Source organism: Candidatus Polarisedimenticolaceae bacterium (assembly GCA_036376135.1).
Classification (GTDB): domain Bacteria; phylum Acidobacteriota; class Polarisedimenticolia; order Polarisedimenticolales; family DASRJG01; genus DASVAW01.
In genome coordinates, this window is record DASVAW010000168.1 from 1 (window position 1) to 13,652 (window position 13,652).

A 13,652-nucleotide genomic window follows, 5' to 3' on the forward strand; every position below is an offset into this window, starting at 1 on the left:
GCGTACGCCGCCGCGCGCCACGTCGAGCGGATGACGAGGTCCTTCGTCGGATCGCCCATCCCCTCCACGGCCAACGTGTCGATCTCGGCGCCGGGAACCGCTTCGCGCAGCTCGTCGAGGATCGCGAGCCTGCGTTCGCTTTCGTCGAGCGGCTCGAGCCGCTCCCGCCAGCGTGCCGCCGCGATACCCACGTGGGTCGCCGTCTCTTCCGCGCTCAGCGAGCCGTCGGCGCCGAGCGTCGCGTAGACGGTGCGCGTCGTCCGATTCTCCTCCGCCTTGAAGTCGGGTATCGGGACGGGGGCGGTGCTGGTTCCGTCCCCCACCGCCGCGAGCACGCCGCGGAAGCTCCAGGGGACGGTCCCGGCCGGAAGCGACGACGACGGGACGAACCACACGGCGCCCCCCTCCGTGTCGATCCTCACCACCGCGTCGTTGAAGAGCACCGGAAGCGGGAGATCGGCGGGGAGCGAACCGGTTCCCCGGCGCCTCACCTGCGCGAGCTCCGCGCGGACGCCCGCCGCGCGCAGCGCCACGACCGCCGCGGCCGCGAGGTCGGCGGAGGTTCCCCTCCCCGCCTTCAGCAGATCGTCGGGAGACTCGGTCGAGCGCCAGGCGCTCGCGTGGTCGACGACGATCTTGTCGCGAAGCGCACGGCGGATCGACTCCGCCTTCTCGACCGCCGAGCCCTTCCCCTCGGCCGCGGCCCTCCCGAGCGCGGCGACCGAGGTTGCGCCCCGTTTCAGCCACGCGTCCAGCCCCTTCTTCCGGTCCTTGGCGTAGCCCAGCCAGTCGGAGCCGACGTCGACGTAGACGTCTTCGTTCTTGAAGCTGACGGTGTAGAGGATGAGCGCCTTCGACAGGTCGGCCCCCGCGGGCAGGTGCGCGAACGAGGGAAGCGGCTCGACGTCGCGGAACGACCAGGCGTAAAGCCGCCCGCGCAGATGGCGCCCGACCTTCGGCTGGGACTCCTCGGGGGTGAGCTTGACCGCGGCGGTGCGGATCCCCAGCCCCTCGGGCGAGACCAGGACGAGCCTGCTCTCGAGCACCGGGATGTCCTCCTGGAGAAGCCACCGCTCGTTGGGCCAATAGTCGCTCCCCATCTCGATGCGGACGTCGAGGATCGCCCCGACTTCGACCTTGGGAAAGGCGACGCGGACCGTCGCGACCTCGACGTCCTTCCCGACGCGGCGCTTCTCGCGAAAGACCGTGTCCGCCGCGTCCACCACGGTGCCGTCCGGGAGCACCGTGCGCGCCGACACCTTGTTCACCCGTCCCGTCTCGAGGTCGAGCCCGAAATCGGAGTACGCGTCGACCCCGGCGGGGGTCAGGATCTTCACCCGCCGGACGTAGGCGATGTGCTGGATCCACTGGCCGTCGTCCTCCAAGGACTGCTCGATCTGCTCGGCCTCGAGGAGGACGACCGCGGGGCTCCCCGGCGCATACGTGACCGACGCGAGCGCGCGATGCGCCTCGGGAATCGGCGGGAATCCCTGCCCCAGGAAAAGCTTGGCGGCGTCGCCGTCGGCGGCGGGCGACGGCGACACGCGCGACAGCAACGCCGCCAGAAGGACAAACGCGCGACCGGCTCGAATCATCGGCAATCCCCCGAGGTGGACGGAGTATCCCCGCTCCCGCGCGCAGGGTCAACGCGCGGTCGGTCAAGCGGGCGGTATCCTCCCGGCCCATGCGCGAGCCCCTTCCCATCGACGGCGCGCTCCCCCGGATCGTCGACCTCGTGCGCTCGAAACGCGCGCTCGTCGTCGTGGCCCCTCCGGGGGCGGGAAAGACGACGCGCGTCCCGCCGGCGCTCGCGGAGGACGGGCCGGTCGTGGTCCTGCAGCCCCGCCGCGTCGCCGCGCGCGCCCTCGCGCGCCGGATCGCCGAGGAGCGGGGGTGGGCGCTCGGCGAGGAGGTCGGCTGGCAGGTCCGGTTCGAGCGACGCTTCGGGCCCCGCACCCGGGTGCTCGTGGCGACGGAAGGCACGCTGACCGGCCGACTGCGCGAGGACCCGCTCCTCTCGGGATTCCGGACCGTCGTCCTCGACGAGTTCCACGAGCGCTCGATCCACGCCGACCTCGCGCTGGCCCTGGCGAGGCAGGCGTTCGAGGCCCGCGACGATCTGCGGCTGGTCGTCATGTCGGCGACGCTGGACCCGGGGCCCGTCGCCGCCTACCTCGGCGGCGCGCCGGTGATCGAGGTGGCGCACCGCCCGCATCCGGTCGAGATCCGTCACGAGCCGCACCGCTCCCCCGCGGACGCGGTGTGCGCGGCGATCGCCGAGGGCTCGGGACACGTGCTCGTGTTCCTTCCCGGCGCCCCCGAGATCGCGCGGCTCGCGCGGGAGCTGGAAGGGCGCACGGGGGACGCGGTCGTGCTGGGGCTGCACGGCTCGCTCGATCCCGACGCGCAGGACCGCGCGATCGCCCCCTCCTCGCGCCGGAAGGTGATCCTCGCGACCAACGTCGCCGAGACCTCGATCACCGTGGAGGGGGTGAGCCACGTCGTCGACCTCGGTCGCCACAAGGTCGCGCGGCTGGATGAAGGGCTCGGCCTCGACCGGCTCGTGACCGAGCGCGTCTCGAGGGACTCCGCCGACCAGCGGGCGGGGCGCGCCGGAAGAACCGGCCCGGGCATCGCCACGCGGCTGTGGGACCCGCGCGAGGAGCTGCGCGAGCGGCGCGAGCCCGAGATCGAGCGCATCGACCTCGCGGGGCCGGTCCTCGACCTGCTGGCGTGGGGGGGCGACCCGCGGACCTTCCCGTGGTTCGAGCCTCCCCCCGAACGGCGCCTCGAGAACGCGATCGCGCTCCTCGCCGCGCTCGGCGCGGTGGAACGCGGCCGCGTGACGGGACTCGGCCTCGCGCTCGCGCGGTTTCCCCTGCCTCCGCGACTCGCCCGCGTGCTGGTCGCGACCGGTGGAACGCGGGAAGCCGCCGCGGCGTGCGCCGTGCTCACCGAGCGCTTCCGGATCGGCGAGGCGAGCGTCGCGACCGAATGCGACGTGGCGGCCCGGGTGGATCGACTGGACGAAGCCCCCTTCTCCGTCCGGCGCGTGGCCGATGAGCTCCGCGAGATCGCGCGACGCGTGCCGCGCGGGGACGCCGGCGACGCGGTTCCGCTCCGGCGGGCGTTGTTCGAGGCCTACGCGGACCGGCTCGCGCAAAGGCGCGCGCCGGGCTCCCCGCGACTGCGCCTGCGCTCGGGGCACGGCGCGGTCCTCGGGCGGGAAAGCGGCGTGCGCGAGGGCGAATACCTCGTCGCCCTCGACCTCGAGGCGGCATCGCGCGCGGGCACCGCCGAGGCGATCGTGCGCGCGGCGAGCCGCGTCGAGCCGGAATGGCTTCCGCCGGGGGAGCGCGAGGTCGTCCACCGCCTCGAGGGAAGCCGCGTGCGCGCCGTCGAGGTCGAGCGGCTCGGCGCGATCGAGATCGTGCGGCGTCCCGTCGCCCCCGACCCCGGGGTCGCGGCGGCGATCGTCGCGCGCGCGGTGCTCGAGCGCGGATTCGGGGAGGCCGGCGTCGCGCTCCGGCGGCGCCTGCGGTTCGCGGGGATCGACGTGGACCTCGAGCCGCTGGTGCTCGCGGCTTGCGCCGGCGCGACGGAGGTGCCGACACTCGACCTCGCGTCGCTCCTCCCGCGCGCGCAGCACGAGGCGCTGCGCCGCGAGGCCCCCGAGACGGTGCCGGTCCCGAGCGGTCGATCCGCCCGCGTCGACTACCGCGACGACGGCAGCGCGGTGGCGTCGGTGAAGCTGCAGGAGCTGTTCGGGCTTGCGGACTCCCCGCGGCTGGGGCCCCGGAAGGAGCCCCTGGTCTTCGAGCTGCTCGCGCCGAACGGACGCCCCGTCCAGACCACGCGCGATCTCCGTTCGTTCTGGGAGCGCACCTACCCGGAGGTGCGACGCGAGCTGCGCGGGAGATACCCGAGACACCCGTGGCCGGAGGATCCCTGGACCGCCCGTGCGACCCACCGCACGCGCCGTCGGGAGTGACTTGCCCCTCGGGTCTATCCTGTGCGGCGATGATCGGCATCCGTCGAGAGGACAAGAACCGCTGGGAGCGCCGCGTCCCGCTCACGCCCGACCACGTCGCCGTCCTCCGTCGCGAACACGGCGTCGAGGTCCGGGTGCAGCCCTCGCCCCTTCGTTGTTATCCCGACCCCGCCTATCGCGCGGTCGGCGCGGAGGTCGCCGAGGACCTCGCGGGGTGCGGCGTCGTGCTCGGCGTGAAGGAGGTCCCGCTCGACCGGATGATCGCGGGGACGACCTACGTCTACTTCGCGCACGTCCTCAAGGGGCAGCCCTCGAACATGCCCATGCTGCGGCGGCTGATGGACCTCGGCTGCTCGCTCGTGGACTACGAGAAGGTCACCGACGACCGCGGGAGGCGGCTGATCTTCTTCGGCCGGCACGCGGGGTACGCCGGGATGATCGACACGCTGCACGCCCTCGGGCGGCGGCTGGAGCGCGAGGGGATCGAGACGCCCTTCGCCGCGATCCGGCTCGCGCACGAATACGCCGACCTCGACGAGGTACGCGACGCCCTCGACCGCGTCGGCGACGCCATCCGCCACGACGGCATCCCGCCGGAGCTGCACCCCCTCGTCGTCGGGATCACCGGCACCGGGAACGTCTCGCAGGGTGCGATCGAGATGTTCTCCGAGCTTCCCTGGGAGGACGTCTCCCCCGACGACCTCGCCGACCTCGCCGGCGACAGGGACCGGCCGCGCAACATCCTCTACCGCGTGGTCCTCGACGGCGCCGATCGCGTCGCGCGCGAGGACGGCGCGCCGTACGACGACGCCGACTTCCGCGCGAATCCCGCGCGGTACCGCAACACGATGGCGCGCCACCTTCCGTACCTCACCGTGCTCGTCAACGGCATCTACTGGGCCCCCGGCATGCCGCGCGTCGCCTCCAAGGAGGAGCTTCGCGCCTTGTGGTCGGGGCCGACGCCGCCTCGCCTGCGCGTGATCGGCGACATCTCGTGCGACCTCGAAGGCTCGATCGAGGCGACGATGCGGATCACGACCCCGGGCGACCCCTTCTTCGTGTGGAACCCCGACACGGACCGCGAGACCTCCGGGATCGAGGGGAAAGGGCCGGTGATCCTGGCGGTGGACAATCTTCCCTGCGAGATCCCGGTCGACGCCTCGCAGTACTTCGGCGACGCGCTGGTGCGGTTCATCCCGGCGCTCGGGCGGTGCGACTTCGACGCGCCTCTCGACTCGCTCGCGCTTCCCCCCGAGATCCGGCGCGCGCTGATCCTCCACCGCGGCCGCCTCACCCCGGAGTTCGCGTACCTCGAAAGGCACGTCGACGCCGAGGCTCCCCGTCGCGGAGGGTCCGCATGAAACGGGTCCTCGTCCTGGGCGCCGGCCTCGTCAGCCGGCCGATCGTCCGCGACCTGCTCTCGCGCGGCATCCCCGTCACCGTCGCCGACCGGGCGCCGGAGCGTGCCGAGGCGCTCGTGGCGGGGGTCCCGCACGGCCGCGCGACCTCGGTGAACGCCGACGACGACGACGCGCTGGGCGCCCTCGTCCGCGACGCCGACCTCGTCGTGAGCCTGCTCCCCTACACGCGGCACGTCGCCGTCGCCCGCGCGTGCCTGGCCCTGCGCCGCGACCTCGTCACGACCTCCTACGTCTCCCCGGAGATGCGCGCGCTCGACAACGAGGCCCGGGCGTCGGGCCTGCTCTTCCTCAACGAGTGCGGGCTCGACCCGGGGCTCGATCACATGTCGGCGATGCGCGTGTTCGCGAGGCTTCGCGCCGAGGGGACGACGCTCGTCTCCTTCTGGAGCTCGACGGGAGGGCTTCCCGCCCCGGAGGCGGCGACGAACCCGTGGGGGTACAAGTTCTCGTGGAGCCCCCGCGGCGTCCTGCTCGCGGGGCGCAACGCCGCGCGATTCCTCGAGAACGGCGCGGTCGTGGAGGTTCCCGGCCCCCGGCTGTTCGACCGGGTCGCGCCCATGGAGGTCCCCGGGATCGGCGCGTTCGAGTACTACCCGAACCGGGACTCGCTCCCGTACGTCGACACCTACGGGATGCACGGCGTGCGATCGATGTTCCGCGGCACGATCCGTTACCGCGGCTGGAGCGCGATCCTGCGGGAGGTGGGACGGATCGGCCTGCTCGACGTCGAGCCGCGGGCGTGGCCGGAAGGCGCGACCTGGCGGGACGCGATGCGCGCGCTCGCTCCCGACGCGACCGCCTCGGATCCCCGTTTCGCGGCGCTGGCGTGGGCGGGTTGTTTTTCCGACCGACCGATCGGGACGACTGCGGCGGCGCCGATCGACCTGCTCTGCGCCCTGCTCGAGGAGCGGCTCGCCTACGCCCCCGGCGAGCGCGACATGATCGTGATGGAGCACCGCTTCGAGGCGACGGCCGGCGCCGCCCGACGCCGCGTGGTCTCGCGCCTCGTCGCCTTCGGCGAGCCCGGAGGCGACTCGGCCATGGCGCGCACGGTCACGCTCCCCGCGTCGATCGCGGTGCGCTTGCGTCTGTCCGGAGACCTCCCCCTCGCGGGAGTGCACATCCCCGTCGCCCCCGGGATCTACGAGCCGGTGCTCGCGGGGATGGAGTCGTTCGGGGTGCGGTTCGAGGAGTCCGAGACCGCGCTCTAGCCCTGGCGGGGCTGCAGCCGTCGCTTGAGGAACCACCCCTGCGCGCTGACGGGCGACTCGCCGTCGCCGGCGCGGACGCGTTCCCACGTTCCGTCGGGACGCAGGAACCTCGCCTTCACGTTGTCGGCGAGATACGCCCCGAGGACCTCGAAGCGCAAGAGCTCGACCAGGCGCGGATCGAGGACCGGGAACAGCACCTCGACGCGGTTGTTGATGTTGCGCGGCATCAGGTCGGCGCTCCCGAGCCAGATCTGCTCGTCGCCGGCGTTGCGGAAGTAATACACCCGGCTGTGCTCGAGGAACCGGCCGACGATGCTCGTGACCCGGATGTTCTCGCTGACCCCGGGAACGCCGGGAACGAGCCCGCAGATCCCCCGGCAGATCAGGTCGGCGCGGACCCCGGCCTGCGAGGCCTCGTAGAGCAGCCGGATCATCCGCCGGTCCACCAGCGAGTTCATCTTGAAGATCAGGTGCGCGGGCTCCCCGGCGCGCGCGTGGGCGATCTCGCGCTCGATCAGGCTCTCGAGGCGCTCGCGGAGGTTGACGGGGGCGACGAGCAGCCTGCGGTAGTCGCGCTTGGCGGAGTAGCCGGTCAGGAAGTTGAAGAGGTCCGTGGCGTCCGCGCCGATCTCCTCGTTGCAGGTCAGCAGGCCCAGGTCGGTGTAGAGCTGCGCGGTGACCGCGTTGTAGTTGCCGGTCGACAGATGGACGTAGCGGCGGAGGCGCTCCCCCTCGCGGCGCACGACGAGGGCGATCTTGGAGTGCGTCTTGAGTCCGAGCAGGCCGTAGACGACGTGCACGCCCTCGTTCTCCAGCGCGCGCGCCCACTCGATGTTCCGCTCCTCGTCGAAACGGGCCTTGAGCTCGACGAGCACCGTGACCTGCTTTCCCTCCTCCCGCGCCTCCATCAGCGCCTGCACCACGGGCGCGTTCCGCCCCACGCGGTACAGCGTCATCTTGATGGCGAGCACGTCGGGGTCGGCCGCCGCCTGACGGAGGAAGTCCACCACCGGCGTGAACGAGTCGAAGGGGTGGTGCAGGAGCAGGTCCTCGCGACGGATCGCCGCGAAGAGGTCGGGCTTCTTGTCCGCCTTGGCTTCGAGCGCCGCGGGGACGGTCGCGAGGAACGGCGCCTCCTTGAGGTCGTGCCGGTCGGTGCCGTAGACGACCATGAGGTGGCTGAGCGCCAGCGGCCCCTCGACGACGTAGAGGTCCTCCCGGTCCGCCTCGAGATTCGACAGGAGCAGCTCGCGGGTCCCGGCCGGCATTCCCGCCTCGACCACGACCCGCGTGACGAACCCGAACTGGCGCTGGCGGACGCCCTCCTCGATCTGCTCGAGCAGGTCGCCCGCCTCGAGCTCCTGCAGGATGACGTCGGCGTTCCGGGTCACGCGGAAGGGGTGGACCTCCACGACGTCGAGCCCCGGGAACAGGTCGCCGAGGTTCGCGACGACGATCTGCTCGAGCGGGACCCATCGGTGGCGCCGCGGCGGGGATCCCGGCTCGGCGACTCCGGGGAGGTGCGACACGAGCACCCACTGCGGAAGCGTGCCCGGGACCTTCACCCGCGCGAAATGCTCCCCGCCCTCGGCGTCGCGCACCGTGACCGCGAGGTTCATCGTGAGGTTCGAGATGTGAGGGAACGGGCGGGAGGGGTCGACCGCGAGCGGCGTGAGGACCGGGAAGACCTTCTCGTCGAAATAGGCCTTCGCCGCGGCGCGCTCGACGGACTCGAGGGCTTCCCAGTCGAGCAGGTCGACCCCCGCCGCGGCGAGCGCGGGAACGAGCTCGTGCAGGAAGGTCGCCCGCGCGTCGTGCATCAGCGTCGCGCAGCCGCGCCGGACGTCGGCGAGCGCCACGGCCGGCGTCCGGCCGTCGGGACCGGGGTCGAGCACCCCCGCCTCGACCTGCTGCATGAGGCCGGCGACGCGGATCATGAAGAACTCGTCGAGGTTCGATCCGACGATCGACAGGAACTTCACCCGCTCGAGCAGGGGGTTCGCCGGATCCCTCGCCTCGTCGAGCACCCGCCACTGGAAGTCGAGCAGCGACAACTCGCGATTGGCGTACAGACGCGGATCGTCGAGCGCCGGGGGGCCGGCGGAGGGGCTCGTGGCGGGCGCGACGTCGTTCATCGTTTCGGTCCGGCCCGTCGACCCGTCGGGAGCCGCGCTTCGGTGGATGCGTCGGATCCTCACGCGCGACGGTTGTAGAACATAGGCACCCCGGAGCCAAGTGACAATTCGGGGGGGCCGGGTTAGCCTTCCCGCCGCCCGACGGAGGATCCGCATCGATGACCGCCTCGAAGTTCCTGCGCGCCGTCCTGCCCGTGCTCCTCCTCGCCGGTTGCGGCGGCTCCGCCCCCTCGCCCTCCTCCGCCCCGGGCGGCGGATCGAGCGACGGGATCCTGATCGGCCACTACGGCTCGATGACCGGCTCGGAGGCGACCTTCGGGCAGTCGACCGACAACGGGATCCGCCTCGCGATCGAGGAGTTCAACGCGGCCGGCGGCCTTTCCGGTCGCCGGATCGAGCTCAAGACCTACGACACCCAGGGGAAGAGCCAGGAGGCGGGGACGGCGGTCACCCGGCTCATCACCGACGACAAGGTCGTCGCGGTCCTCGGCGAGGTCGCCTCGTCCCTTTCGATCGCGGGGGGGCGGGTCGCCCAGCAGTTCGGCGTGCCGATGATCACCCCCTCCTCGACGAACCCGGCGGTCACCCAGATCGGCGACAAGGTCTTCCGGGTCTGTTTCCTCGATTCGTTCCAGGGGCGCGCCGCCGCGCAGTTCGCCCGCGACCATCTGAAGGTCAGCCGCGCGGCGATCCTCTACGACCAGGGGCAGGCCTATTCGAAGGGGCTCAAGGACTTCTTCAAGGAGGCGTTCGTCGCGCGCGGCGGGACGATCACGACGGAACAGGCCTACGGCGGCGGCGACCAGGACTTCAGCGCGCAGCTGACCACGATCCGCGCGACCGCCCCCGAGGTGATCTACGTCCCCGGCTACTACACCGACGCGGGCAACATCGCGCTCCAGGTGCGCAAGCTCGGCCTGAAGGCGCCGCTGCTCGGCGGCGACGGGTGGGACTCGACGCAGCTCGTGGCGATCGGGGGCGAGGCGATCGAGGGGAGCTACTTCACCAACCACTACTCGCACCAGGACCAGCGCCCCGAGGTCGACAACTTCGTGCAGCGGTACCGCGCCAAGTTCGGCCAGGTCCCGGACGGGCTGGCCGCGCTCGGCTACGACGCGGCGCGGCTCCTGTTCGACGCGATGGCCCGAGGGAAATCGCTGTCGGGGGCCGACCTCGCCGCCGCGATCGCCGCGACCCGGGACTTCCCCGGGGTCACCGGCCGCATCACGATCGACCCGAACCGCGACGCGCAGAAGTCCGCGGTCGTCGTGCAGGTCCGGGGCGGCGTCCCGGTCTACGTCGCCACCGTCGAGCCGTGACGACCTCCCGCCCCCGCCGGTGACGAAGCTCCTGCAGACCCTCTCGGACGGCCTCGCCGTCGGCAGCCTGTACGCGCTGATCGCGCTGGGCTACACGATGGTCTACGGCATCCTGCAGTTCATCAACTTCGCGCACAGCGACGTCTTCGTCGTGGGCGCGTGGGTCTCCTACACGCTCGCCCTGGCGTTCGGCCTCGCCGGGGCGACATCCGCCCCCTCCCCGGCGGCGGGGTTCGCGATCCTCCTCGGGGCGATGCTCGCGTGCGGCGCGCTCGGGTTCGTCATCGAGCGCTTCGCGTACCGGCCGCTGCGCGCGGCGCCGCGGCTCAACGTGCTGATCACCGCGATCGGGGTCTCGCTGTTCCTCCAGAACGTCGGCCAGCTCCCGTGGATGTTCGGGACCCAGCCCCAGCGGATGCCGAGCCTGCTTCCCGACACGACGCTGTTCGAGGCGGCGGGAGTCCGGTTCGGGCTCGTGGACCTCGCCGGCGCCGCGACGGCCGTCGTGCTCATGCTCGCTCTCGAGGCGCTGATCTACCGGACGCGCCTCGGGCGCGCGATGCGCGCCTGCGCCTTCGACACGCGCGTCGCCGCCCTCATGGGAATCCCGGTCGACCGGGTGATCTCCTTCACCTTCGTGCTCGGCTCGATGCTCGCGGCGGCGGCGGGGTTCCTGTACGCGATGAAGTACCCGGGGCTCAACCAGCCCGCGCACGCGACGTGGGTCCTGCTCGGCCTCAAGGCCTTCGTCGCCGCCGTCGTCGGCGGGATCGGCAACGTGCGCGGCGCGATGCTCGGCGGCGTGCTGATCGGACTCGTGGAGATGTTCGGCGCCGCCTACCTCTCCCCGCACCTGCGCGACATCTACGTCTTCTCCCTGCTGATCGTCGTGCTGCTCGTCCGGCCCAGCGGGATCCTCGGCCGGGCGACGGCGGAGAAGGTATGACCGGACCGTTCCTGCGCGGGTTCGTCCCGCTCCTCCTCGGGATCGCCCTCGCGGTCGCCGTGCAGTCCGTCGCCGCGACGTGGATCGGCCCGTTCTACGGGAAGCTGCTCATGGACATCGGGATCAACGTGATCCTGGCGGTCTCCCTCAACATCGTGAACGGCTACACGGGACAGTTCTCGATCGGTCACGCCGGTTTCATGGCGGTCGGCGGCTACACCGCGGGCGCGATCACCTACTACGGGTCGTTCGCGGCCTTCGGCTCCGCGCAGCCGGTGCCGGGGCTGGTCTCGACGGGGGACGCGCTGTTCGTCGCGTCGTGCGTCGCCGGGGGGCTCGCGGCGGCGCTCGCCGGGCTCGCCGTCGGGCTTCCGTCCCTGCGGCTTCGGGGTGACTACCTGGCGATCGTGACCCTGGGCTTCGGCGAGATCGTGCGCGTGCTCCTCCAGCGCAGCGGGGACGTGCTGGCCACGGCCGACGAGGTACGGGCGGCCTCCCCCGCGAAGCTGGCGACGAGCCTGGGAGGCTCGCTCGGCTTCACCGGGATCCCCTACTACACGGACCTTTTGTGGGTGGGCGTCTTCGTCGCCGTGACGCTGTTCGTCGCCGCGCGCCTGAAGGACTCCGGCATCGGCCGGAGCATGCTCGCGATCCGCGAGAACGAGGTGGCCGCCGAGGCGGTGGGGGTCCCGACGACGCGCTACAAGGTGCTCGCGTTCGTGCTCGCGGCCGGGTTCGCCGGGATCGCGGGGGGACTGTTCGCACACGAGGTCGGAACGTCGCTCAACCCGCGGGAGCTGGGCTTCCAGAAGTCCTTCGACATCGTGATCATGGTCGTGCTGGGCGGCATGGGATCGATCTCGGGGTGCGTCGCCGCGGCGATCGTGCTGACGGTCCTCCCCGAGGCCCTTCGCGACTTCGCGCAGTGGCGCATGCCGGTCTACGCGCTCCTGCTCATCCTCATGATGATCGTCCGTCCGCAAGGCCTGTTCGGCCTGCGCGAGCTCGGGGACGTCGTCCCGTTCCTCCGGCGGCGCAAGGAGTCGGCGTGAGCCCGGCGCCGGTCCTGCGCGTCCGCGGGGTCTGCGTCGCCTTCGGCGGCCTCAAGGCGCTCCAGGACTTCTCGCTCGAGCTCCCCGAGGGCGGGCTGCACGGGTTGATCGGACCGAACGGCGCGGGGAAGACGACGGCGTTCAACGTGCTCACCGGGGTCTACCGCCCGGATGCCGGGTCGTTCGCGCTCGCGGGGACCGAGCTCGCCGGCATGCGGCCCAGCCGCATCGCGCGGGCCGGCCTCGCCCGGACCTTCCAGAACATCCGCCTGTTCCCCGACCTGTCGGTGCTCGACAACGTGCGCGTCGCGCGGCACTGCCGGAGCGATCACGGCCTGCTCGCGACGCTCCTGCGCGTCCCGTCGGTCCGGCGCCGGGAGGCCGACGACGAGGCGCGCGGCCGCGAGCTGCTGCGCCTGTTCGACCTCGAGCGCCGCGCGCACGAGGAGGCGCGAGGCCTCCCCTACGGCGACCAGCGACGCCTGGAGATCGCCCGCGCCCTCGCCACCGGGCCGCGCTGCCTGCTCCTCGACGAGCCGGCCGCGGGCATGAACCCCGCGGAGACGGCGGCCCTGGCGCGTCTCATCCGCCGCCTCCCCGCCGAGTTCGGGGTCGGCGTGCTGCTGATCGAGCACGACATGGGTCTCGTCATGGAGATCTGCGAGCGGATCACCGTGCTCGACCACGGCGTGACGATCGCCTGCGGCCCTCCCGAGGCGATCCAGAAGGACCCCGCGGTGATCGAGGCCTACCTCGGCGAGCCCCAGCAGGCGGAGGGATGATGGCGCTCCTCGAGGTCGAGGGACTCGACGTCCACTACGGCGCGATCCACGCCCTGCGCGGGGTGTCGCTTCGAGTCGAGCAGGGCGAGATCGTGACCCTCATCGGCGGCAACGGCGCCGGCAAGTCGACGACGCTGCGCGCGATCTCCGGGATGATCCGTCCGACGCGCGGGTCGATCCGCTTCGACGGCCGGGACCTGCGCGGCCGGCGGCCGGACCAGATCCTCCTCGCGGGGCTCGCGCACGTGCCCGAGGGGCGCGGGATCTTCGCGAATCTCACCGTGGACGAGAACCTCGACCTGGGCGCCTACACGCGACGCGACCGCGAGGTCGGGGCCGACCGCGAGAAGGTCTTCGCGTTGTTCCCGCGGCTGAAGGAGCGGCTCGCGCAGCGCGCCGGCACGCTCTCCGGCGGCGAGCAGCAGATGCTCGCGATCGGACGCGCGCTGCTCGCGCGCCCCCGCGTGATCCTGCTCGACGAGCCGTCGCTCGGCCTCGCCCCGCAGCTCGTCCAGACGATCTTCCGCGTGGTGCGCGAGATCAACGCCTCGGGGACGACGGTGTTCCTCGTCGAGCAGAACGCGCACATGGCGCTCCAGGTCGCCCATCGCGCCTACGTCCTGGAGACGGGCTCGGTCGCGGCGGAAGGGAAGGCGAAAGACCTCGCCGCGAGCGAGGAGGTCCGCCGCGCCTACCTCGGGGGCCTCTGACCCCCGCCCGCGGCGGCGCCGTCGCGCGCGGCCGTTCATAATGAGCGCGATCGACTCCGTGGAATCCGGGTCACGAGGGAACGAT

General features: G+C 72.3%; 10 protein-coding genes. 8 read left to right on the forward strand and 2 right to left on the reverse strand.

Translation table 11 applies throughout. The features are described from left to right. The coding region (locus VF139_18665; GenBank protein HEX6853425.1) for a DUF3857 domain-containing protein at positions 1–1,595 on the reverse strand (1,595 nt) is incomplete at its 3' end. Between the two features lie 89 nt (positions 1,596–1,684). On the opposite strand from VF139_18665, the gene VF139_18670 reads away from it, so the two are divergent. From VF139_18670 to VF139_18680, 3 genes are read left to right on the forward strand one after another with little or no spacing between them, the layout of a single operon-like run. Then, positions 1,685–3,991, forward strand: a complete 2,307-nt coding sequence (locus VF139_18670; protein HEX6853426.1) for an ATP-dependent helicase C-terminal domain-containing protein — start codon at positions 1,685–1,687, stop codon at positions 3,989–3,991. Positions 3,992–4,020: 29 nt separating this feature from the next. Beyond that, entirely contained in the window at positions 4,021–5,352 is a 1,332-nt protein-coding gene (locus VF139_18675) for a bifunctional lysine ketoglutarate reductase /saccharopine dehydrogenase family protein (protein ID HEX6853427.1), read from the forward strand. Continuing rightward, positions 5,349–6,623, forward strand: coding sequence for a saccharopine dehydrogenase C-terminal domain-containing protein (locus tag VF139_18680; protein ID HEX6853428.1), 1,275 nt, complete (start codon positions 5,349–5,351; stop codon positions 6,621–6,623). The genes VF139_18675 and VF139_18680 overlap by 4 nt, the downstream gene beginning before the upstream one ends. Here VF139_18680 and ppk1 read toward each other — a convergent pair. Next, positions 6,620–8,821, reverse strand: a complete 2,202-nt coding sequence (gene ppk1 / locus VF139_18685; GenBank protein HEX6853429.1) for a polyphosphate kinase 1 — start codon at positions 8,819–8,821, stop codon at positions 6,620–6,622. The two genes, VF139_18680 and ppk1, sit on opposite strands and share 4 nt — an antisense overlap. A 95-nt stretch (positions 8,822–8,916) precedes the next feature. Here ppk1 and VF139_18690 point away from each other — a divergent pair, with 95 nt between their 5' ends. From VF139_18690 to VF139_18710, 5 genes are read left to right on the forward strand one after another with little or no spacing between them, the layout of a single operon-like run. Next, a complete protein-coding gene (locus tag VF139_18690; protein ID HEX6853430.1) occupies positions 8,917–10,077 on the forward strand; it encodes an ABC transporter substrate-binding protein in 1,161 nt (386 codons plus the stop codon). 19 nt (positions 10,078–10,096) lie between these two features. Next, positions 10,097–11,023 carry a branched-chain amino acid ABC transporter permease gene (locus VF139_18695; protein ID HEX6853431.1) on the forward strand — a complete coding sequence of 309 codons (927 nt, stop codon included), beginning with the start codon at positions 10,097–10,099 and terminating at the stop codon, positions 11,021–11,023. Continuing rightward, on the forward strand, positions 11,020–12,075 hold the full coding sequence (locus tag VF139_18700; GenBank protein ID HEX6853432.1) for a branched-chain amino acid ABC transporter permease: 1,056 nt from the start codon (positions 11,020–11,022) through the stop codon (positions 12,073–12,075). The genes VF139_18695 and VF139_18700 overlap by 4 nt, the downstream gene beginning before the upstream one ends. Next, a complete protein-coding gene (locus tag VF139_18705; GenBank protein ID HEX6853433.1) occupies positions 12,072–12,857 on the forward strand; it encodes an ABC transporter ATP-binding protein in 786 nt (261 codons plus the stop codon). The genes VF139_18700 and VF139_18705 overlap by 4 nt, the downstream gene beginning before the upstream one ends. Then, positions 12,854–13,567 (forward strand): ABC transporter ATP-binding protein, encoded by a 714-nt coding sequence (locus VF139_18710; protein ID HEX6853434.1) that lies wholly within the window; start codon positions 12,854–12,856, stop codon positions 13,565–13,567. The genes VF139_18705 and VF139_18710 overlap by 4 nt, the downstream gene beginning before the upstream one ends. Positions 13,568–13,652: the final 85 nt, after the last annotated feature.

What these genes read in the sequence shown, in the direction of transcription:
- VF139_18670 (HEX6853426.1), top strand. Translation starts at nt 1,685, where the DNA reads ATGCGCGAGCCCCTTCCCATCGACGGCGCGCTCCCCCGGATCGTCGAC.
- VF139_18675 (HEX6853427.1), top strand. Translation starts at nt 4,021, where the DNA reads ATGATCGGCATCCGTCGAGAGGACAAGAACCGCTGGGAGCGCCGCGTC.
- VF139_18680 (HEX6853428.1), top strand. Translation starts at nt 5,349, where the DNA reads ATGAAACGGGTCCTCGTCCTGGGCGCCGGCCTCGTCAGCCGGCCGATC.
- VF139_18690 (HEX6853430.1), top strand. Translation starts at nt 8,917, where the DNA reads ATGACCGCCTCGAAGTTCCTGCGCGCCGTCCTGCCCGTGCTCCTCCTC.
- VF139_18700 (HEX6853432.1), top strand. Translation starts at nt 11,020, where the DNA reads ATGACCGGACCGTTCCTGCGCGGGTTCGTCCCGCTCCTCCTCGGGATC.
- VF139_18710 (HEX6853434.1), top strand. Translation starts at nt 12,854, where the DNA reads ATGATGGCGCTCCTCGAGGTCGAGGGACTCGACGTCCACTACGGCGCG.